The sequence below is a fragment of the Vibrio sp. 397 genome (assembly GCF_033339395.1).
Lineage (GTDB): Bacteria > Pseudomonadota > Gammaproteobacteria > Enterobacterales > Vibrionaceae > Vibrio > Vibrio alginolyticus.
The window spans coordinates 343,244-365,148 of sequence record NZ_JAWOUN010000003.1 but is presented as its reverse complement, the minus strand read 5'-3'; the positions used below and the strand labels follow the sequence as shown (position 1 = coordinate 365,148).

Here is a 21,905-nt window from a genome sequence, read left to right as displayed (position 1 = left end):
AGGAGGAAGGATTATACCTTAAGGTGGAAAAGCATTAATGAATCCTAGGCACAAATTCAATTAATGCTTTTCTATGAGGTTGTTATAAAAGGAATTATAGCCAGGTAGGCTTAGCCAAAAGTGCTTCAAAGTCCTTAGCAGGTAATGGTCGGCTATAGTGGAAACCTTGTCCGAACTCACAGTTTAGGTTTTTCAGGTAATCCACATGACGCTGTTCTTCGATGCCTTCTGCGACGATCTTAAGATCCAGCGCTTTCGCCATTGCTATGATTACGTTGACAAGCTCGCGGTCTGAGTCGTTCTCGAACATATTTTGCATAAAGCTACGATCAATTTTTAAGCGGTCGAACGGAAACTTCTGCAAGTAACTCAGCGCAGAATAACCAGTACCAAAATCATCAATAGTAAGTTTGGTGCCTAACGCTCGTAAGTTATTAAGCATGTCTAATAGCTCAGAATCGTGATTGAAGAGGAGACTTTCTGTCACTTCAATATCGAACTTATCTGACGGAAGACCAGACTCCTCAAGGCTGTGTTTAATAAACGTAAGTAAGCGCTCGCAGTACCTAAATTGAACACTAGAAAAGTTTACAGAAACAAACAACGGAGTCAGACTCTGCCATTGTGCCGCTTGTCGACACGCTTGTTGAATAGCAAACTCACCAATTTGATGAATTAAACCATTTTTCTCTGCAATAGAGATAAACTCTTCAGGGTTTACGAATCCGTACTTGTCATCATTCCAACGCATTAGCGCTTCTGCCCCTACGATTTTACCACTACTCAGCTCAATAATTGGCTGATAATACAGCTCTAACAACTGATTGGAGATCGCACTTCTCAGACGATTTTCCAGATCTAAGTAGCGTTGCAAGTCTTGGTTCATATTATGGTTATAAAAACAAAAGCCATCACGCCCATCTTGTTTCGCCCGATACATTGCCATATCAGCACATGCAAGGAGCTGCTCAGCGTTGTCTCCGTCATCCGGGAACACAGACATTCCAACGCTGCTACTCAAGAAGAATTCATGGTTGTTCCAAACAAACGGATCGTTAAACGCCGAAAGCACACTTGAAGCAACTCGCTTTGCAGTATCATTATCAGGCAAGTCTGGGATGACGAGTAAAAACTCATCCCCACCAATTCTCGCCAATAAGTCTGTTTTTCTTGCGACTTGATACAGTCGCTGAGCACTGAGTTTAAGGATTTCATCCCCAACAAAGTGTCCCATTGAATCGTTAATCTGCTTAAAGTGGTCTAAGTCGATGAACATCACCAAAACTTTAGACCCACTACGCGATGCCCTAATTAACTCCAAAGCCAATCGCTCGGAACCATAACTACGATTAGGTAAATTGGTTAATGTGTCATATTTAGCTTGGAAGGCGAGTTCTTTTTCAGACGCTTTTCGACGTTCAATTTCGTTCGTTAATTTTTTATTCTGTTTAGAAAGAATATCTTTACGCTTTTTTTCTTCCTCAAGCTTAATTTTCAATTCAATCCTATTATTGTTCGTGATGAATGCATAACATAAAGCAATGACGATCATAACGGCGAGAATACTCAAACCAATAATAAAGAGCCGTGATGTAAATATATCTCGTTCACTCAAAGGCTCGAACCACGCCATCAATTTGAAGTGATGTTTATCCACAGGCACTTCAAAGTAAATTTTTCCGTCTATAGCCTCAGAAACGAAATAGTTCTCATCCTTATTGTGAGAAGGTGTTTTATTTATGGTATCCCATACAACCATTTCCACGTCTTTTATTTTTAGCACCATTCGGCTATAACTATCTTCATGTTCTTGGTTAGTAAGTTGGTCAATAACAATATTCTTATTAAGATCGGCAATTAAAAAGGCAACAGGCTTTCCGGAGAACTTAACTTGCTTAATGACTTGAATGCGAACGTCATCATTGTATCGCGTCGCACAAACCTCTTCGGGATGCCCGTGTTGAGTCATTAAGGTTTGTATGTCCATTTTGTGCTCGGCAAGGTTTTCAGATCCAGTGGTGACAATGGTGACTCCATCACTGCCTACCAGCGTGAGCTTCTTATAGATTTGGCTGCTATTAATTAGCTTACTGTCTATCTTCTCATCGAAGCGACGCTTTAAATTAATTAAACTTGCACCTAACCCATACTCCATTGACATGCCAGAAGCTAAATTACCAAAGAATGTTTGTATTGTTTTATCTGTAGCTAGATTATCAACATCTTCACTCGCTATGGTAAATAAATTATCGAGTGTGCTTGCATAACTTTTTACTTTTAAATCTAGTTCTCTGTATTGAGATTCTTTTAACTTATTTTGACCTACGCTAGTCACAGTAATAAGCATAGCTAAGTAAATTGAAACTAATATTGCGCTTATTGTAATAAATCTTTTACTGGAAAATTTTTTAACGGCCTTATTCATCGGACTTTCTTTTTATCTTCTATAAAGTAATCGTTATAAAAGTAGTAAATAGATGGATAGTATTTTTTTACTAGTTTTTCGTATGAACCGTCTTTTTTTATCGAGTCTAAATAACGATCAAATGCTTTGCGTAATTCAGGGGAATTTTTACGGAATGCAACAGCCATTTTTTGATTTTCAGATATAGGGCCAATGACTTTTATTTCACCCGGCCATTTTTCGAGGGCAATTAGCGTATCCGCAACATCTAATAATGTGCTTTCCGCATCATTTTTCATTATCGCTGGAACCATCTCATTAAGGAGACGCGCCCCATCAGGTAATATAACTTTTGCACCTGTGTCATATAAGTCATAAAGGTTAGGATCCAAGCAAGAATGTTCTAAAGCTAACACTTCGCGACCATCGATCAGCTGCTTGACGTTTTTAACATCTTCATCGACCGACCCACTTGGTTTAATCGGGCTCAGACTAGAGTCGGATCTGGAAACCAACCATACACCTGAAGGAAAATAATCTTGTGAAAAATCGACAACCTCAGAGCGCCAATCAAGAATAGTAACGCCATTTGCGATCAAATCGCCTTCAATTGGAACACTTTCTCCGACAACAGCCTGCTTGTTGTGATATTGCACATTTTGCCCTGTCAACTTACCAACCACGTCGCTCCACTGTGCTGGAACATACTGGTACTGAACACCTAACGACTTGGCAAAACCTTTTATTATCTCTACATCCAAGCCAGTCAAAGTTTCCACTTCACCTTGTTCAATATAGGAGACAAAGTTAGCGTACGGGACACCAATGTGACGCAGTACACCGCGTTCACGGATTTGTTGTAAATCGTCTGACCAAGCGGCAGACGACGCAACAGAGGTAACCATGAGCGCCACCGTCGCTAAAGTTCTTTTGAATGTTATGACTGACATAATAATATCCTTACCTTTCACAAAGCGCCCAATAATGGGCGCTTGAGTGATAAACAACGATGTTAGAACGACGAGTAATACAAATTCGTCATCGCCACTACGAGCCCTTCCACATCTTGTTCGTCATGGAACAAATGCGTAGAGATACGCAGCGCGTAAGTATCAAAGTCATCATCCTTATGCAGCTTAAAGCTAGTCGTACGGATGATGTAACCATACTCTTCACGTAAACGATCTCGGAATTCCGTCAATATCTCTTCATTAGTTACATCGGAGAACGGGTTAACCGTCGTTAAGCCACTGGTTAAGCCTTCCACGTTTGGTGAATACATTTTGGCTTGTGGTAAGTACTCTTGAAGCAAGGTTTTACATAAACTACCAAGGCTTACAACTCGCTCTTCGATACGGTCTCGACCAATCTCATCCCACATTTTGCAACTATCAACTAGTGCTTGTTTCGCAGGATAGTTATCGTTACCAATGTATTGCATTTGCAGCTGTTTACCCAGGTAATCAGCATGAGAAAGTGAGGAGTTGATCAACCATAACGGGTTCTCTCGGTCGCTCCAATACTCATTCAAACGGTTACCGTTATCACGAACATACAGAATACCTGTCGCGCCCGGACCACACTGCCACTTATGACCAGATCCTGCATAGAAATCACAATCCATATCGTGGAAATCAAGGTCAAACATACCGACCGTATGCGCGCCATCAACAAGAGTAGGCACGCCATACTCTTTTGCTAAAGCACAAATGGCTTTGGCTGGTAGCGCGGTTCCTGTTTTGTATGTGATATGAGAGAAAACAATTAGGCGAACGTTTTGATTCGCATCAAGCGCGTCTTGGAACGCTTGAATGTAATCTTGCTCAGAAACGTTTTCAGTACCAGTAAATACTGGTAGTTGAATTTCTACCACATCCACACCAAAACGATGTTTCGCTACGTTCATAGGTGATGTTGCAGCAATATGTTCATGGTGTGTCGTTAGAATCACATCACCTGGTTCAAAGTGTAAGCCATTAATGATCGAGCATAAGCCATCAGTAGTGTTGCGGCTGAGAATGATCTCTTCTGGGTTAGCACCAAAACCTGGTGCGACGTCTTTAACCATCTCTGAAACATAAGGCCAAGAGCCAAATTTGCCTTTCATATCCCAAGGATATTTAGCCACCAGCTTGTTGTTATGCTCGTAATCTTCAAGAACATGTTTTGGCATTGAACCTGTTGTACCAATGTTCATGTAAGTGGTTCGTTTGTCCAAAACGAACTGTCTTCGCACTTTACGCCAGAAGCGCTTATCGTGTTTTCTACCTAGCCCGCGGCTGCTCCAATCAATTTTCTGTTCTCGTGCTTGAGCTACGCCTGAGAAAGCGGAAGCACTCACACCAGCAACAACAGCTCCTGTTGCGCCTTTCAGAAAATTACGGCGGCTGCTATTAGTCTGAATAGATTCCTTGTCTTTCATCTTTTTCAATCCTTGTCGGAAATTAGCCATATTATTAATTTTAAGTGCGTAACTATCTGTTACTAAAACATTATTACCCATTACAATCAGAGTTTAATTTTTTCCTCTGCCATTAAGTGACTTTAGTTCCAATTTTTTATCTTATTTGATGATATAAGCAACAGTTTGACCACAAATCTATAAACAACAATGTTCACATTAATATATTCGTTAATTTGACTATTCTTTATTGCGGACAATTCCACCAAATTCTTTATAAAACAATTATGAGCTTTGTTATAAAGTCATTAAAAATTTAACTTTGCGTTAATTTAAAAATATTCAGGCTATTTTAAGATTGGCGTCTATTCTTTTTATATCTTAACGATCTCAATATGTTAAGACTAAATAAGAGAAAGCTGATTTCGGATCGAGATATCAGTTTAAGACCATAAAGTGATACACATCACTCTATGACATAAACTCACCGCTCAACAGACATAAGTAAAACAGGTTTTCACTAATATGTGCTTGAGCGTACACGCTAAAAGAAGGAGGTCCCATGTTAAAAGGATTGCTATGCATTTCAGTTGCATCCGCTCTTGTCGCCGCCCCTAACGCGCTAGCAAAAACGGTAGAAATGACTGCTCTCAACACCAATGAGAGCGCGGGTACCATTGAGATTTCACAAAGTGATTATGGCGTTGTTTTTACGCCTCAATTATCAGGTTTGTCAGCAGGTGTGCACGGTTTCCATGTTCACACTAATCCATCTTGCGATAGCATAGAAAAGGATGACAAAACCGTATTAGGCGGCGCAGCAGGTGGCCATTATGATCCTAACAACACAGGGAAGCATGGCTATCCTTGGACCAATGACAATCATTTAGGCGACTTGCCTCCACTCTATGTGGACATGGACGGCAATGCCAATCAGCCCGTTGTCGCGCCTCGCCTAAAATTATCGGATTTAAAAGGTCGAGCGTTAATGATCCATGCAGGTGGTGACAATCACTCCGATCACCCAAGTAAGCTAGGTGGTGGCGGCGCTCGCGTCGTATGTGGTGTTATTGAATAAACATTAACTTATGTCTCACACTTCTCTTTAGATTGCGAGAAGTGTGAACTTCTGTTGATACTGAGAGGAGGTTGCATTGGTCTCAAGGTAGCTGTGGTGAAGCATTAAGATCGATTGGACAATCTTCGTCCCGATCCCCAAAGAACCGCCCTCCGCTTCTTTCTCGATGTGATTGACGAAGGTAAAATGGATACGCGACTTATCCTCACTCAAATGCGCTTGGCAATGCACTTCTGAACCGATTGGGCTGTGGCGCAATGCATTTTCAAGCAGGTTCAATACCAATCGCTCCAATAGCCCCTTGTCACCCACGGTTTGGATTTCGCTATCGATATCCACTTTCAATACCACTTCTTTACGAGAAAACTGGCTCTGCATCGTTTCAGCACATTCTGCCATCAAAGCGCCCAGATCTACGGGGCGGTACTCGTAATTTGGCATTGGAGCTTCTTTGCGTGCGGCGTCTAATAAAGAATGCAGTTGAGTTGAGAGCTTCTCACAATTTCGGAAAGCAACGTCAATCAAAGGATCGGATTCCGGATGTTGCAAACGCCACGTTTCCAAATAGCCCAGCACGCTCGATAACGGCGTTTTTAAATCATGACTAAGCTGCAACAAGCTTTGACGACGATGAGACGATTGATACTCCAACTGTAAAAACTGTTGCTGAATGTGCTTCGCCATCATCTGATAAGAGTGCGCAATCGGCACGAGCTCCGGCACTTGGTGAGTAAAATCAGGTTGCAGGCGGAAATCATGTTCGGCTTGCTGTTGAAGTTGCTTGGTCACACGCTCAATCGGGTTCAATAGGCTACGTTTCACCAGCACATAAGCCCCAAGAGCAAAGCCTAAAATGGAGACTAAGACCAATCCTGCCAGCGCGATATAAGGAGTATCGACTTGAGCATTGGCAATGGCGTCATGTCGGGTACTGCCAATCACCACGTAGAGATAACCGACCGTAGAGCCTAATTCCTCTATCGCGGCGACAGAAAAGACTTTGTGTTCACCACGATTACGTGGGTCTTCACCCAAAATAGGAAAAGGCTGGTCATTTAAGAATTGCTTAATGGGATTGAGATCCACCTTCCCCATGATCTCCGCCCCTTCCGGTGCTGCATGAGTGGTGATATTGCCTTGGCTATCGAGGAAGTAGATTTCAAAATCAGGGCCGATCAGCATGAGCGTGTGAAAAATCGACTTGAGCGCTTTAGGGTTGTAATCCGTTCCGATCATCAGCGGATTATCATCACGCATGTGGCTGGCTAGCTCTTTATGCAGGCTTTGCTTGGTGCGTAACTCAATGGTTTCTTTTTGCCAATTGTAAGTCAGTGCAATCACCACCGCCGCGAGACAGAACCACAAGCTAGTAAATACCACTAAGCGAGATTTGAAGCTCATCCTATCGCCTCCTTAAACAGCGGTGTTTTTGCAACACCCGTGATGATTGAAAAATGATGGTGAAAACAACTGCCGACTTACTGTCTTGGCTTGATGTTTTGACTTACTTTCTTGGCATTAGTGTCTTGGTTGAAACTTATATCCAACACCCCACACGGTTTGGATGAAGTGATGATCAGAATCAGACAACGACAACTTGCTGCGTAAACGATTTATGGTGCTACACACCGTGTGGTGATAACCAGAATGACTGGTGTTCCAAACGTGATCGAGCAATTCATCTTTACTGTAGACTCTGCCCGGACGAGTCGCGAGAAACTGCAGCAAAGTAAACTCTGTCGCGGTGAGCGTGACATCCTTGTCGTTTAAGGATACTTGGTGCAACTCCGGAATGATTCTCAGCGGGCCAAAATCCATCGCATCATCGAGGACTTCATCTGCCACCTTTGCTTCAGCGGTTTGGCTGACTCTGCGCAGCACGTTTCGCACTCGTGCTTGAAATTCTAATACGCTAAATGGCTTAGTGATGTAGTCATCAACGCCTGCTTCTAAACCGTCAACCTTATCCATTTCACCGTCTCTGGCTGTCAGCATAAGCACTGGGCTCCAATCTTGTTGCTGACGCAAATAATGGCAGATGTCTAGACCATCACCATCTGGCAAACCTCGGTCAAGGATCAATAAATCAAAGGGTTGTTGCTGGTATTGCGTTTTAGCATCGGCGACATTTGTGGCTCGCGACACTTGGTGTCCCTGAAACTTAAGATGCATCTGAACCAGTTCTGCCAAATCATCGTCATCTTCCACCAACAAGATGTTCGCGACTAAATTGATTGCCTGTTGTTCCATGGTCCTTTCCTTGCCTTCGAGTATCCTCACTTTGCACATGACCGGAACAAATTAGAAATTCTTTCAAAAAAGGTTCCGATGACGCCATGAGGGATAAAGCGCTCGGCTACAAGCGCTTTGGAAAGGAGACGTCATCGGAGCCTGTGTTACTCGACTCGAGTGATGGTGACTTTCGCACCTGGGTTCAAGAAACGATGGTTCGCAGAAAGTGCTGAGTTTGCTAATCCGTCATCTTGGCTAACAACACCCGCATGGAATGCAACAACGTCATTACTGTCATTACGAGCGGCATTGAAACCCTCACCGCCACCTGCTGGGCCCGGAATGGTTGCAGCAAGTTCATCGTTCAGCTCTGTGCCGGAATCCCAAACGTTCATGCTCATTTCGTAGCTTTCACCCACTGCGAGCGATTTGAGCGATAGCCCCGTTTCGCCAACAAAGGCATCATTGGTATTCACGAACATAGACGCCACAGACAAGTAACCGTAACGACTAGGGTCAACCGTAATGGTGACTTCGTCCGATGCACCCGGCAACACCAATCCATTACCCGAAATACCTTGGTAAACACTGTCATTGCTGTTCATCAATTCAATCAGCTCAGCGTTACTCCCGCCTTCGGCAAGGTGCTCAAGTTCAACAGATGCCGCTTGTCCAATTTCAAACAATTGGTAGTCACCATTGTGAGTGAGTACAGCAAGCGGAGACATAGGTTGATTCGCAGTCAAGTTCGCAACGTTGACGGTGTAGCGGTACGATTTCACTACGTCATTATCATCATCGCTTGGACAACCGGCGAGCAAGCCGACTGAAGCTGCTACTAGTAAGATTCTGTATTTCATACATCCCCCTTACTTCACAACGATTGTGATGGTTGCAACTGGGTTTAACCAACGATGGCTGCTGCTGTCTAGGTCACTGATGCCACCGGTTGGATCGCTATCACCAAGGTTACCCGGATGCACGTGGACTTTGTCGTTAGTTACCGTTGCTTCAACGCCTGTGCCGCCAGTACCAAAGGTAATGAAAGGTGGGTTTGGCATGCTAGACGCAAGTTCATCGTTCGCTTCTGTACCGGCATCGTAACTTCTTAGCGTTGCTCGGTATGTACCCGCTTCCGTTGGAATCTTCCAACTATCCAGACCGACGAAACCGTCATTGGTTGGCAGCAACATCGCGCTCAGAGAAAGATATCCGTGGTCGCCACTGTCTAAGGTGAAGGTGGTTGCAACCCCCGGATTCAAAATGCCACCAGCAGGGTTCTCAACCACCGCACCACCAGCGTTACCAATCACGCTAGCAAGACCAGAGATATCACCGCCTTCTGCCATAGCTTCTAGTTCTGGCGTTGCTGCTTGACCCGTTCTGAACATTTGAAGATCAGAACCATGTGCAGCAACAATAAGTGGCGTAAAGTAGATGCCTTTGGTTGCGTTTGTCACGGTGATTTCCAATTCCGCCGCATTCACTGATGCAGAGCCTAGTGCCATAGCGACTGAAGTCATGACGAGTCCGAGTTGGGTACGTTTTTTCATTGTGATTCCATCCTTTAATGAGGGTTGAACTACCCAAGCCCATGTGTACGGCTTTACTTCTTTGTTCGTGACTTGAGTAGGTTAAGCATTACGTTTCGAACGTTTTGCGTTCTTGCCTCTAAGAATGACGAGCAAATCTATCAGCAACTTCATCGAATTCTCATAAAATTCTCACAAGTTCTGTTCGAATTCTGTCAGCAGCACTTTTTTACTCTTAATCAGGTGTTTACACGTCGCGCTTTCCCCTCCTACAATGCGATATTCCCTGTTTAAATCACGATTCTCACCATGATTCATAACGTTCTGTCTGCCTACTATGGCGAAATCTACGGCATCGCTTTTTTCAACCACTACTTGAGCCATTACACCCAAAGTGAACAACAAACACTGTGGCAAACCTTGATTGAAGTGGAAGAGCTAACCGCAGAAAAGCTCAAACCTGTACTGCTAACAAATGGCATGGATATCGAAAGTCGACACCAAGAGATGCTGGATAAAGGCTTGGCAGATGCAACTAAGTGGATTGGTTTACCATGGCAAGAGTTGGTGGCGACTCTTCTGAAATGGGTAGAACCTTATGAGGTCAAGTATCGAGAGTGGCATGAAGAAGTGAACGCTTCACAGCAGTATTCAATCGCTGAGCGAGAAGCTATCGAGTTAATTGCAGACCACGAAACGGCCATTTATCACTGTTGGCAGCAATACCATACTGGTGAATCTGGCTTGCCTGCACTCAATGCATTTTTGGCAAAATATCGTTAAAGCGAGACGGTGACACTTGAACCTCGTGAAACCGTACCAGACAATATCGTTATTCCGCTGCGCAGAACTGAACAATTATGGTTAATCCAAAACTCATTGCCCTACTTCCTGATCTTGCTTCGTTTATCTTGGTGGTAAACGAAGGCAGTTTTACCGCTGCTGCTAAACAACTCGGCGTAACGCCATCGGCTTTAAGTAAGTTGATCACACGGTTGGAACAAGCCCTCTCGGTCAAACTGTTTGAGCGCACGACTCGTAAGTTGATCATCACTCAAGCTGGGCAAAAGGTTTACGACCAAAGCATCGCAATGGTGAATGCCGCGCAGCAAGCCGTTGAGCTATCTGCGGAAGATCATGCTGAGCCAACAGGCGCACTCACAGTAGCAGCCCCTGAAGCATTTCTTAATTCGGTGCTTCAACCGTTTGTGTTGCCATTCCTAGAACGTTATCCAAACATACAGCTTAAGCTGCGTGCAGCAGATGGTGAGATCGATCTTTTCCGCCAAGGTATTGATGTCGCCTTTAAGCTCACCGACAAACCCGATGAGAATCTGGTCCTCAAAGAGATCAGCAAGACCAATCTTGTTTTGTGTGCTTCTCCAGATTACCTCACCAAACACGGTATGCCTGAGCACCCAACCGAGCTTGAGCAACACGACTGCATTTATCTTGCCGAGAACGACAAAGACAACATCTGGTCATTCTTTAAAGAAGAAGCGTTCCACTCCATTGCCGTGAGTGGACGCTACGCCGTCAACCATTCTCAAATGCGCTTGAACGGGGTTAAGTCTGGCTTGGGAATTGGGATCTTCCATGACTTCGTGATCAAAGACGCGTTAGAGCAAGGAGAAGTGGTAGAGGTTCTGCCGGATTGGATGATCAAGAGTAACTACCATGGCGCTATCGCGATGCAGTATGCGCAAACCAAATACATGCCCGCTCGTCTGCGTGTGTTTATCGACTTCGTTAAGGAGCATTTAGTCTCCGAGGATACTAACCATGCTTGAAGAGGCTAACCATGTTTAATGCCATTCATCACGTCGCGATCATTTGCAGCGATTACCCAAAGTCAAAACGCTTTTACACTGAAGTGTTAGGACTGAAAGTCATTGCCGAAAACTATCGTGAAGCCAGAGACTCCTACAAGCTTGACCTCGCTTTACCTGACGGCAGTCAAGTTGAACTGTTTAGCTTTCCGGGCGCCCCTGAGAGACCGAGCTTTCCCGAAGCGCAAGGCCTGCGACATCTCGCTTTTTTGGTTGATGATGTTGAGCAAGTCAAAGCCTACCTAGAATCGAATGACGTTGAAGTTGAGCCAATTCGTATTGACGAATTTACAGGCAAAGCCTTTACCTTCTTCCAAGACCCAGATGGCTTGCCACTGGAGATTTACCAGAAATAAAAAGAGCCAGCACTTCGACTTCGCAGGCTCTTTTATTATTCCATTCTTTGTCTGTTACTAATTCAACGCCGTTTTCAGTTTCTCAACGCGGTTGAACAACAGCCAATCCAGTGCGAGAACCGTAACAATTGCCAAACCGCCCATCGGAAACGCCAGACACAATATCACCAACGTTACTAAGCCAAGCTTCCAAATACCGTCTTGCTGAAACTTAGGTGGCGCGCCCAATGTGGCACTGCGACTTGGTCTACGAATCCACCACATCACCACACCTGTGATTGAGATTAAGATGAACGCCAAACAGAACACTACGTTGAGCACTTTGTTCAATATACTCACATCACCTTGATGCAATGACACACCTGCCGCCATGAACTTGGCAAATACGCTGTAATCTTGCCACGTTACATCCACCAACAAGCGACCGGAATATTGGTCAAAGTGGCTGGTGCGATCTTGTCTTGGGTCGGAGATATCGCCACCCATGGAGTTAGCTGCAACGGTGTAAACGCCCTTCTCAGAGCGTGGCAAAAACAGCTTATAACCAGTGAAGCCCATCATTTCAGCCTTGAGGATGATATCATCAATGGAGAGCGCATCATGGCTGCCTGCGTATGCCATATCTTCCTTCATATTGGCATGATCATGAGCGGGTTTGTCTTTCGATTCAGGCACAGCAGCAAGCTCTAAGTTCCATGGCATCTCTTCTGAAGCGCCATGGTTGAGATCTTTGTGTGTCAGTGTGGATTCCGGTTTCTCACCCCATGTGTAATAGGTTGGGAAGGTATTCCAAGCTTGCACCATTTTCGCCCCCCAGATCCCTGCCCACGACAAACCTGAAATCAAAAAGAACAACAGAACAATCGACAGCACACCACCTAAATTCGCATGCAGGTCACGCATCAAAATCCGAGGACCGTTGTTAAGGCGAATTTTCAAAAAGCCGGCGCGACTGGCGTTGTCTCTAGGTAACCAAAGGTACAAACCAGATACCAACAGCAAAATCCCCAGACTTGCGGCGATTTCAATTAAACGGTCGCCTAGGTCGCCAATGAGCAGCGTACCGTGAATACTATTCATCAGTTCATAGATGCTATCACCACGATTAATGGTGCCTTGTACGTCTCCTGTGTAAGGATTTACTGCAACAATCAGCGAGCTGCCTTCTTGGTTTTGAATCGAGAATCGGTTGGCGATATCGGCCGTTTTAGCAGGTACAAATTGAGTGACATTAAAATCGGGATACGCCTGCTTTACGGTTTCCAATTGTGCAGAGACAGGAATCATGTGCTCTTGTGGTGAAACTTGTAATGTCGCTTCGTATCGAGCCAGTTCGATTTCATCATCAAACAACATCACCAACCCCGTGAGGGAAAGCATGAGCATAAATGGAATGACGAACAAACCTGCGTAAAAGTGCCATCGCCACGTCATAAAGTAGATGGATTTTGCGCGTGAGGCTTCCTTGAGTTGAGGCTTTGCCGAGTTTCTCAACATGTGTATTTTCCTTTTTTCATTGTTGAACACCCAAATTCAGTCAAACGCATCCTGCACATACACATTTGTATGCGGCGCTAATTGACTTAGATTTGGGAGTACCACTGCTCGAAGTGGCAGTGTTGCTGACTATATACCCAAGTGACTTCAAGATGCTGGATTCAGAGCGTTGTCATTGATTCGAGTGCAAAGAAAACAACGCTGTGTAATAGACAACTCTTTCCAAGTTGTTTGAAGCAGCAATCGGAGCAATAACACGCTCCCGAAGGGCGAGTTGCCTTGGCTTGTATACTTTGTTGTCGATATCTTGATTTAGACCCACTAGACCTTTAAATCGCCGCCGCGTCTACAAACCAAGTCATTCTCGCTGAACCAAGCATCTCGAGGTTACTTGGGTATCGTGTAATTGTTTTTGTTATGAGAAAAGGGAAACTGGCGGCGCTCGAGGAACTGGTGTTTCAAATCGCACACTTAGAGCCAAATAAGCGTAGCTGTCAGAAGTCACCAAGCTCTGTCTTGAAAGTATCGGTGTCGTTGGAAGTGTATCGTGATGAAAAGTCGAGAAGTGGCTAAACGGACAAGGCTTGCCTTTGTGGCTGACCGAATTGTCGCCCTCTTCTATTTGGACCAACTCAAATCCGTTAAGCGTACATAGCGTCGCCCACACACCCATGCTGTTACCATGAGCATTGATAACAGGCATCAGTGTCACTAGCACCCAACTGAGAGCACTAGCAAATAACATCGAGCGGTAAAAAGGAATTAATCTACGCATAACGGTGACTTAACAAATTTCACACAGCGTAACCAATTTTGAGTGATAGCTCAAAAACAGGATCAATAAGTGCTTGCTACCTCACAGGTTTTCTTGAATGCATCGATTGACAGTCGCAAAAAAGCCCGCCGAAATGGCAGGCTGATAATGTGTTCATTCATTACTTAGAGATAACGCGTAATCCACTGCCACGAGCAAATGCTCCGCTCAGTAGATAATTAGCCAAACAACTTGCTCCAAATGCTTGGATTGCGCTTGTCGTGGTACTCTTCACGAAGACTATCGATTTCACGCAGTTGAGCTTTTGCTTCTTGTAGCTTGCCCGCATCAAGATCCGCTTCAATCTTATCTAGCGTTACCGTCAGCTTGTTAAAGCCTTCTAAGTAAGTATCAAACTTCTCTGGTGGGTAATTACCACGCTTAGATTGTTCAACAATCGCTTGCAAGCTATCAATCGCAGATTTCATGGTTTCGACATCAGATGCTTCTGCCGCCTGTTTGAATTCCATCTTCATCTGTTTCATGTTTTGTTTTAAATCAACCGCTTCTGCCATTGCGTATGTTGAGCCAAACGCAATCGCACACCCTAGGACTAAAGGACGTAACATTTTTCACTTCTCCATTTATAGTGCCGAATTCTGTGTCGGCTTTATTCACCCAAATAACCTACGCCATAAAAGGCGAAAAACTAGCTTATTTGAGTATTTCCGGGTCGCAGTGTAAAGCAATCTGGCGTCAGGTGCATACCTTAAATGTAATCAAGTTTATGCGTTGAGAATGCTGTCATATTCTGCAATTGGTTTACGGCCTCTCAAAGCTAAGAAAGACAAAAACTGCTGAGCGGTTTGAGTAATCACTTTCTTGCTATCAATACCCACTTTGTCCATTAACTCTCCAACCAAATCCAGATTACCAACATCGTGACAGAAATGCGCGTCACTGCCCGTGGTGAAGAAAACACCGAGATCTTTCCCGATTTGTGCAATCTCGTGGCAACGGTCTACGCTGCCTACTCGGCTGTTGCCTTTCAGCGTGGTGTTATTAATTTCAATCGCGACATTGTGCTCTTTCGCGCACGCTAAAACGGTCTGAAAATCAAAGTCGAAATTTGGATTACCAAGATGACCGAGCGCATCAATACGACCACTCTGAATGACATTAACAAGTGCTTCCGTGTGAGTTTGCTTGTTTGCAGGACGAAAAACGGGTTCATGAAAACTCGCGATCACCCAATCTAAGTTGCGGTCCACACTCAGTGGAATATCAATGTCGCCTTCGGTATTCATAATGTTAGATTCAACGCCACGAATAATCGCAACGCCTTCAAGAAAGCGAGGCAGAATTTTCTGGTTAGAGAAGAACCAGTAATGAGGCGCACCCGGCATTGATTCTGCGTGATCGGTCGTGCAGAACATATCCAGCCCGTTCTCTTTTGCCAACTTTGCATTTTCAATCAAGGTACTGTACGCGTGACCACTTGCGTACGTATGTGTATGGGTATCAACTTTAAATTCCATCATCCACTCTCTTAGGTGCGCTATCTTGCGTGCTATTGTATACCTTCAGGCAACGCATCGTCAGCCCAAGATAAGCAAGAACCCTAAGCTTGCTCTTCACTAATGGCTTTTATCAAGGGTAAAGCTTTTTCCCATCCGTGATTAAACATGGAAACAAAGTCGTTGTGAGTATGAATGGTAACATTGAGTAGTAAACGATCGTTGTTGGTATCGATCTGGTAGATCTCTCGCGATCCGATCCACCTAGATGCTAGGTCAGCATCGAGTTGTTGACGATTATCCGGATTAAAAATGGCAACATGATGAAATTCAAGTTTTTGAAGCGGTAGCACCGTATCTATGATCGCCCTTGTCCCGCCCATATCTGGATCAAAAAAAGTGATGCCACCTCCTTCTTCCCAAGCTCCTTCAAATTGAGACTGCGGTGAAAAGGCTTGTGCCCAACGTTTATACAACTCAACATCGGTTAGCACTTCCCACACTCGTTGCGGTGTCGCCGAAATTTCGACGTAATAATTTAGCGTAAGCATGATTTCTCTCCCTGAACCTTTCTTGACGCTAGCCCATACTCAGGAAAAATCAAACCACACGACCAATTTATCTACCTGCCCCCTTCATTTTCCGACAGACTAAGAAGTTCTCGCTTGTAAACCGCCACTGCGATGCGCCGTAAAACGAACCCAACATGTGTTCAGTATGATTGCGAGCACTATTAAACTCATCCCAACAATTTGACTTTGACTCATTCGGTCTTCAAAAAACAGGCTCTGCCAAACCGCAGTGAACAATAAGTTAGTAAAAATGAGTGGCGCAAGTTGAGAGCCACTGCTTGCCAGTTTATATGCTTTGGAGCGAAAAACTTGGGTGTTAATGATCATCAGAGACATCATACCGATCCACAGCGTATTTGAAGAAATCTCAGGCGCCATAACACTCATATTAAGTAACGCGTCGAAGTCATTAAACAAAGTTAGCGGCAACAGAAATACGGCAGCAAAACCAAACGCCCAAAAGTTGATTTCTAGCGGCGACATATTTGTTTTACTCACTTTATATAACGTAAGCTGAGAACCAGAATTGAAGAGTCCACCAGCCAAGCCGAGCAATAAATCCGCTCGCCATGTAATCTCACTTCCACCGCCCGCCAACATAACCACACCAGTGAACGCCATTGCTAAAGCCGCCAATGTTGAAACACGAATGCGCCCCCTCATGAACAGCTTTTCAACCAAGGGAATAAATAATGGGCCAGTAGCAAACAACACAACCCCTTCAACGAGCGTTAACGTTTGTAATGACGCGATAAAGCAAAGTTGTGACAAACCGATACAAAGAGCACGCAATAAAATAGGCTTTAGCGTGCCCGCTTTAGGAAAGGTAAGGTTTTTCACACGAAGTAAGATAAGTAAGATAAGCGCAGGCACCAAAAAACGTAAGAAGCTAAATAGTGTGACGGAAAGTTCGCCTGACAACTGCTTTGCTAACAGTCCAGTAACAGATAAGCTTAACGTAGACATCAACATGAAAAGGATAGATTTATTTACAGCATTCATTCAATACTCCTTAATATATGGAGCATTTTAAAAGACATCACTTATCGTAAATAGCGAGTAATATTAACCATTGATGTAAGAAAAACTTACAGTTTAACTTATCTATCACCAGCTACGGTTTTTAAATTATGCGGAAACTAGTCCCCTTAAAGTCCATCTACGCATTTGTTGCAGTAGCTGAGTCTGGCAGCATGACAGAAGCAGCACAGATATTAAGTGTGAGCCACTCAGCCGTAAGTCAGGCAATTAAATCGCTGGAGAGTCAAGTCAACAAGCCTCTGTTTGATCGCATAGGCAGACAAGTTCAACTCAATGCGGACGGTAAAAAGTATTACAGAAAGGTGGCACCCGCTTTAGAGCAAATTGTCGATGCAACGGAAGCACTCATCCAAGATCAGAATTTGCAACGTGTTACGCTCAATATGGTGAATTCATTGGCTCTTCACTGGTGGATTCCTCGAATGTCAGATTTACAAGGGTTTGCTCCTCAATTAGACGTTCGTTTATCAAACCTGTCTGGCAGATTCAATTTAGAACAAGAAGGTATCGACGCGGCTTTGGTGCATGGAAATCCCGAAGAATGGCAGGATTACTACTGCGAAAAGCTCAGTGAAGATGAACTGGTTTTGGTGTGCAGTCCTGAATTGATAGCGAAGACAAAGGACTCAAACATCACTCAACTCTTAAAGCAGTACCCCATCATTGAAGTTACTAACGAACGAAGAAAAAATGACTGGAACGTGTGGCTGGACGCGACGGGTATCCAGCGACCTAAAAATAAAAAACCAATCACTTTTAACATGTCGATACAAGCCGTCCAGGCCACAACTCGTCGTTTGGGGTTATTGGTCACTCATCGCTTGTTTGTGAAGGATGACATCAAATATGGTCAGCTAATCGAGCTGGGTGAACCCGTCATTAATCCTCATCAACAGCTTTACTTTGTATGCCCGCCACACAAGCTAAAGCTTGAATCGTTTCATCTGTTGCGATCTTGGCTACAACAATCATTCAACTATTAGAAACTTTTGTTAAGCGCATTCACTGAAAAACTAGTATAAAGTTAGAAGAGCACTTTTCATCCAAGGATGGTTTATGAAGCAGTATCAAATATGGCTAAGCGCACTCTGTTTTGCAGTATCTTTGAGTACGACCGCTGAAGTAGAAAATGATAACCGCCTTTCAGAACAAGGGATCTCCACGGCAATTATTGGGGGTCAGCAGGCTACCCAAAACCAACTTCCTTTTTTTGCACGTCTTATTCTACATAAAACTGGCGCGAATCAGTTTGCCAATATTTGTGGGGGAACCATTGTAAACGACCGCTTCATTTTAACTGCGGCCCACTGCGTAGAACCAAGCGTTTTTACTGACGGCTGGACAATCAACGACCTACGAGTGTTAGTCAAAAACCCTACGATGAATGACGTGTTTGTTGAAGAATTCAAAGATGTTCGCTCTATCACGATTCATCCTGATTATGTGCCTAGCGATTTATGGATTAATGACATCGCTGTCCTTGAATTGACTAGACCTATCACCGATAACGTCCAATCCATCACTTTACCGCAAGACTTTGGAGACTACAGCAGCAAGTCAGTTTATCAGATATTCGGTTTAGGTCAGACCTCAACCAATGATGAAAGCCCCCCTAACTATTTACGCTGGGCAGAAGTAAAACCCCTTACCGACACCCAATGCGTTTCGTTGGTAACAGGGTTTAACGCTCAGGAAAGTTTATGTGCGAATGGATTTCCTGAACGAAGCTACACTGGCATCTGTCGTGGTGACTCAGGCGGTCCTCTCACCTATCAAGACAATAATGGCATGTATCAGCAAATTGGCATTGTGAGCTACGGTTCTTCAGTTTGCGAATCCGCTGCGATTCCAAGTGTGTTTACCGAGATTTTGAACTATGCAACATGGATTGAGACCCAAACCAGCTCAGGTGTAAAAACCAGTTATAACGCCCTCTTAGCAAGTTCGGAAGATTATCATAGCGAAGGGGACTCTGGCTTTGAGCCTGTCGATACCAACACATCTGGCTTTGGTAACAACGGCAGCAGTGGCGGCGGTGCTCTCGGATCAGGGTTGATCATGCTTGGAGGCTGGTTTGGTTGGCTAAGACACCGCAGAAATTATTCGCGCTCCTAGTAGCGTCAACAAGACATCATAATATCTTGCGCTTAACGCGAGAGTTAATGATGTCTTCAATCATCTTTTGCTCTTTTTTCGCTTTTTCATAGTTCTGCTTAGTACGCCAACGTTCAAGCACTTTTTCTAACCCTTGAACGCGTGCGTGCTTGTGTTCTAGCGTTTTCTGTACAGATGCACATTCCGCTTGCATAACGGCTTGCTCTTGCTCGTGGTGACGAAGCATTCTTTGTAGCATTTGGTCAACACGATTAAAGTTCATCAAAGCCGCGCTCGTCAGCGTCGGGCCGGTTCGGGTTGATTGTCCAGCGTGGCCTTTCAACGCCGACAACTGTTCCAATTGCATTGAAAGATGGGAGTGACGCTGACGCATGGCATCAAGTTGTTGACCCACACGGTCACGCTGTTTTTCTTCCATTTGCTGTAACTTGCCTACGGCTTTTAACTTGGATTTCATTTCAGCCTTGTCACTCCCATTTGATTAAGCACTTTGAAAAAGCTGCGCGAGCTCGGTCAAACTGGTTGGGTAATCTACAGACTCGTTGGCAGCTTGTTGTAGATATGCACGCAAATTTGGATACATAGCAACAGATTGATCTAACTCAGGATCTTGTCCTGGTTGATAACCCCCTAATGGCAGTAACTCTTTAACCTGAAGGTAGTTGGAGTACATTTGACGGAAGTTATTCGCAATCGTGCTGTGTGCGTCCTGCGTACAAGTATTCATACAACGGCTAATAGACGCGTTGATATCTATCGCGGGATAATGCCCTTGCTCAGCCAGTTGACGCGATAAAACGACATGCCCATCTAAGATGGCGCGCGCGGAATCCACGACAGGATCTTGTTGGTCGTCCCCTTCTGCCAATACGGTATAAATTGCCGTTAAGCTACCATGTTGATTTTCACTGTTACCCGCTCGCTCTAGGAGTTGAGGTAACACGCTGAAGACTGAGGGCGGATAACCACGAGAAGCTGGAGGCTCACCGAGCGAAAGAGCGATTTCGCGCTGTGCCATGGCGTATCGGGTTAGAGAGTCCATCAGAAGTAGAACGTCTTTGCCTTGGTCTCGGAAATACTCTGAAACGCGATGACAAAGTAGTGTCGCTCTTAACCTCATTAGCGGGGATTCATCAGCAGGAGCCGCGATAATGATCGCTTTCTTGCGCGCTTCTGGGGTTAAGTTTCTCTCAATGAACTCACGTACTTCTCTGCCTCGCTCACCGATAAGCCCGACCACAATTACATCGGCCTCCGTGTTTTTGGTGATCATCCCCATTAACACACTTTTACCGACGCCACTGCCAGCCATCAAACCAATACGTTGGCCTTTGCCTACCGTCAATAGTCCATTAATCGCTCGCACGCCTACGTTGAGTGGCGTATCAACTGGGCGTCGCTTCAGTGGGTTAATCGGTTTTGGTTCAAGTGAAACTCGATCACCCCCCTTAAGCGGTGCCCCGTCATCTAACGGCTCACCTAAACCATTCAGTACGCGTCCTAACCACTGAGAGCTTAGCTGCACGGTACTGTCACCATCAAGAGGGATGACTTTTGCACCTGCAAACAGACCGCCTAAACGGCGGATAGGCATGAGGTAAGCAATAGTGTGTTCAAAGCCCACAACTTGCGCTTCGATCATATCGCCTTCCGCGGTTTCTACGAGACAACGCTGCTCAAGCTTAAACCGACACCCTACGGCTTGTAACATTAAGCCGTTTACTTTTATCAATCGCCCTGTTACGCGAGCAACAGGGATTGAATCGAGCGAAGCCAAGGCTTCGCTCAAACGCTCACTTAATAGTTCATGGCTTAGGGTATTACTCATGCTCAGACTCTACCTGTGGAATACTGACTTCATCCAAAAGGTGTTGCTTTACATTGTCCATACAGGCTTCCAAACGAGAGTCGCAGCTCGCATCCGCTTCTGCGTCATCAGTCACTAACTGACAGCCACCAATAGGAAGCTCCGTATTAGGGACCAGTTTCCAAGATTGCGGCAAATCAGCATTGATGTGAGTAATGCGCTCTAAATCTTGCGGATTTAAATGCACAGTTACTGTTTCCGCTTTACCAGGCATGGCAGACAATGTCTCGTCCACCAAAGCTAGGATCTGCTGAGGCATTAAAGTGAGCTCGGCACGAATCACTTGCTGAGCTACCTTTTGTACCAGTTCACAAATCATATGGCGTTGTTGCTGTTCTTTTTCATCTTGCCAACGAGAAAGGGCGTGAAAAAGTTCATTGACAGGCTTCGCCGCCTCCAAAAAGCCTTGCTTTCCAGACTGCTCACCGGAAACAAAGCCTTTTTGGAAACCTTCTTTTTGGCCTTCCAACAGACCTTGTTGCTTGCCCTGTTCGATACCTTGGCGTAAGCCTTCCTCATGTCCTTGTTGCAAACCTTGTTGAAAACCTTCTTCAAGTTGCTGTTGGATATCAATTTGAGGTTCTTGCCAGCCTTGGTTATCTAGCCCGAATTCGTCTTCGATAGTCTTAGGTTGCGCTAAAGGCGGAAAACGGTGTAAACGATACCCGTTCGGAGGCAATCGCATAGTACTTGATTTTGTCTCTAGCATG

Annotated in this window: 22 protein-coding genes; 6 read left to right on the top strand and 16 right to left on the bottom strand. The window is 44.7% G+C overall.

The window, feature by feature from the left end:
• Window positions 1-94: 94 nt before the first annotated feature.
• The 3 genes from R7P36_RS07120 to R7P36_RS07110 form a co-directional block, all read right to left on the bottom strand.
• Complete coding sequence (locus R7P36_RS07120) at window positions 95-2,425, bottom strand: putative bifunctional diguanylate cyclase/phosphodiesterase (RefSeq protein WP_064354925.1); 2,331 nt, start codon at window positions 2,423-2,425, stop codon at window positions 95-97.
• The gene (locus tag R7P36_RS07115) at window positions 2,422-3,354 is read right to left on the bottom strand and encodes a transporter substrate-binding domain-containing protein (protein WP_005375093.1); all 933 of its coding nucleotides are present in this window, start codon (window positions 3,352-3,354) and stop codon (window positions 2,422-2,424) included. Before R7P36_RS07115 ends, R7P36_RS07120 begins: the two co-directional genes overlap by 4 nt.
• Before the next feature lie 62 nt (window positions 3,355-3,416).
• Window positions 3,417-4,826 (bottom strand): aminotransferase class V-fold PLP-dependent enzyme, encoded by a 1,410-nt coding sequence (locus R7P36_RS07110; RefSeq protein WP_017820523.1) that lies wholly within the window; start codon window positions 4,824-4,826, stop codon window positions 3,417-3,419.
• Between the two features lie 541 nt (window positions 4,827-5,367).
• Between R7P36_RS07110 and R7P36_RS07105 the strand changes: the two genes are divergently transcribed.
• Complete coding sequence (locus R7P36_RS07105) at window positions 5,368-5,883, top strand: superoxide dismutase family protein (RefSeq protein ID WP_005383991.1); 516 nt, start codon at window positions 5,368-5,370, stop codon at window positions 5,881-5,883.
• A 27-nt stretch (window positions 5,884-5,910) separates the two neighbouring features.
• Here the strand turns inward: R7P36_RS07105 and R7P36_RS07100 are convergent, their stop codons facing one another.
• The 4 genes from R7P36_RS07100 to R7P36_RS07085 form a co-directional block, all read right to left on the bottom strand.
• Entirely contained in the window at window positions 5,911-7,284 is a 1,374-nt protein-coding gene (locus R7P36_RS07100; RefSeq protein ID WP_017820524.1) for a sensor histidine kinase, read from the bottom strand.
• Window positions 7,285-7,401: 117 nt separating this feature from the next.
• The gene (locus R7P36_RS07095; RefSeq protein WP_017820525.1) at window positions 7,402-8,133 is read right to left on the bottom strand and encodes a response regulator transcription factor; all 732 of its coding nucleotides are present in this window, start codon (window positions 8,131-8,133) and stop codon (window positions 7,402-7,404) included.
• Window positions 8,134-8,279: 146 nt separating this feature from the next.
• Window positions 8,280-8,975 carry a spondin domain-containing protein gene (locus R7P36_RS07090; RefSeq protein WP_005383999.1) on the bottom strand — a complete coding sequence of 232 codons (696 nt, stop codon included), beginning with the start codon at window positions 8,973-8,975 and terminating at the stop codon, window positions 8,280-8,282.
• A 9-nt stretch (window positions 8,976-8,984) separates the two neighbouring features.
• Window positions 8,985-9,668: a spondin domain-containing protein gene (locus R7P36_RS07085; protein ID WP_005384002.1), complete on the bottom strand. Its 684-nt coding sequence runs from the start codon at window positions 9,666-9,668 to the stop codon at window positions 8,985-8,987.
• Window positions 9,669-9,956: 288 nt separating this feature from the next.
• On the opposite strand from R7P36_RS07085, the gene R7P36_RS07080 reads away from it, so the two are divergent.
• From R7P36_RS07080 to R7P36_RS07070, 3 genes are all read left to right on the top strand, one after another.
• Window positions 9,957-10,430: a hypothetical protein gene (locus R7P36_RS07080; RefSeq protein ID WP_033906704.1), complete on the top strand. Its 474-nt coding sequence runs from the start codon at window positions 9,957-9,959 to the stop codon at window positions 10,428-10,430.
• 77 nt (window positions 10,431-10,507) lie between these two features.
• Window positions 10,508-11,437, top strand: coding sequence for a LysR family transcriptional regulator (locus R7P36_RS07075; RefSeq protein ID WP_042601221.1), 930 nt, complete (start codon window positions 10,508-10,510; stop codon window positions 11,435-11,437).
• 11 nt (window positions 11,438-11,448) lie between these two features.
• Window positions 11,449-11,832: a VOC family protein gene (locus tag R7P36_RS07070; protein ID WP_053303870.1), complete on the top strand. Its 384-nt coding sequence runs from the start codon at window positions 11,449-11,451 to the stop codon at window positions 11,830-11,832.
• A 57-nt stretch (window positions 11,833-11,889) separates the two neighbouring features.
• Here R7P36_RS07070 and R7P36_RS07065 read toward each other — a convergent pair whose 3' ends face one another.
• The 6 genes from R7P36_RS07065 to R7P36_RS07040 all read right to left on the bottom strand — a co-directional run bounded on the left by R7P36_RS07065 (window position 11,890) and on the right by R7P36_RS07040 (window position 17,174).
• Window positions 11,890-13,329 carry a PepSY-associated TM helix domain-containing protein gene (locus tag R7P36_RS07065; protein ID WP_206225764.1) on the bottom strand — a complete coding sequence of 480 codons (1,440 nt, stop codon included), beginning with the start codon at window positions 13,327-13,329 and terminating at the stop codon, window positions 11,890-11,892.
• A gap of 415 nt (window positions 13,330-13,744) precedes the next feature.
• Window positions 13,745-14,104, bottom strand: coding sequence for a hypothetical protein (locus tag R7P36_RS07060; RefSeq protein ID WP_080276971.1), 360 nt, complete (start codon window positions 14,102-14,104; stop codon window positions 13,745-13,747).
• Between the two features lie 218 nt (window positions 14,105-14,322).
• Window positions 14,323-14,712 carry a cytochrome b562 gene (locus R7P36_RS07055; RefSeq protein WP_021035869.1) on the bottom strand — a complete coding sequence of 130 codons (390 nt, stop codon included), beginning with the start codon at window positions 14,710-14,712 and terminating at the stop codon, window positions 14,323-14,325.
• Between the two features lie 156 nt (window positions 14,713-14,868).
• Window positions 14,869-15,621: a phosphatase gene (locus R7P36_RS07050; protein ID WP_213885293.1), complete on the bottom strand. Its 753-nt coding sequence runs from the start codon at window positions 15,619-15,621 to the stop codon at window positions 14,869-14,871.
• Window positions 15,622-15,704: 83 nt separating this feature from the next.
• Window positions 15,705-16,151 (bottom strand): SRPBCC family protein, encoded by a 447-nt coding sequence (locus R7P36_RS07045; protein WP_005375065.1) that lies wholly within the window; start codon window positions 16,149-16,151, stop codon window positions 15,705-15,707.
• A gap of 99 nt (window positions 16,152-16,250) precedes the next feature.
• Window positions 16,251-17,174, bottom strand: coding sequence for a DMT family transporter (locus R7P36_RS07040; protein ID WP_053307934.1), 924 nt, complete (start codon window positions 17,172-17,174; stop codon window positions 16,251-16,253).
• Window positions 17,175-17,302: 128 nt separating this feature from the next.
• On the opposite strand from R7P36_RS07040, the gene R7P36_RS07035 reads away from it, so the two are divergent.
• Window positions 17,303-18,196 carry a LysR substrate-binding domain-containing protein gene (locus R7P36_RS07035; protein WP_033906699.1) on the top strand — a complete coding sequence of 298 codons (894 nt, stop codon included), beginning with the start codon at window positions 17,303-17,305 and terminating at the stop codon, window positions 18,194-18,196.
• A gap of 73 nt (window positions 18,197-18,269) precedes the next feature.
• Window positions 18,270-19,328, top strand: a complete 1,059-nt coding sequence (locus tag R7P36_RS07030; protein ID WP_017634716.1) for a S1 family peptidase — start codon at window positions 18,270-18,272, stop codon at window positions 19,326-19,328.
• 16 nt (window positions 19,329-19,344) lie between these two features.
• Here R7P36_RS07030 and fliJ read toward each other — a convergent pair whose 3' ends face one another.
• The 3 genes from fliJ to fliH are packed head-to-tail and all read right to left on the bottom strand — an operon-like array spanning window position 19,345 to window position 21,904.
• On the bottom strand, window positions 19,345-19,785 hold the full coding sequence (gene fliJ, locus R7P36_RS07025) for a flagellar export protein FliJ (RefSeq protein WP_005384016.1): 441 nt from the start codon (window positions 19,783-19,785) through the stop codon (window positions 19,345-19,347).
• 24 nt (window positions 19,786-19,809) lie between these two features.
• Entirely contained in the window at window positions 19,810-21,156 is a 1,347-nt protein-coding gene (fliI, locus tag R7P36_RS07020; protein ID WP_005375057.1) for a flagellar protein export ATPase FliI, read from the bottom strand.
• Entirely contained in the window at window positions 21,149-21,904 is a 756-nt protein-coding gene (gene fliH / locus R7P36_RS07015; protein ID WP_017820534.1) for a flagellar assembly protein FliH, read from the bottom strand. Before fliH ends, fliI begins: the two co-directional genes overlap by 8 nt.
• Between the last annotated feature and the right edge of the window lies 1 nt (window position 21,905).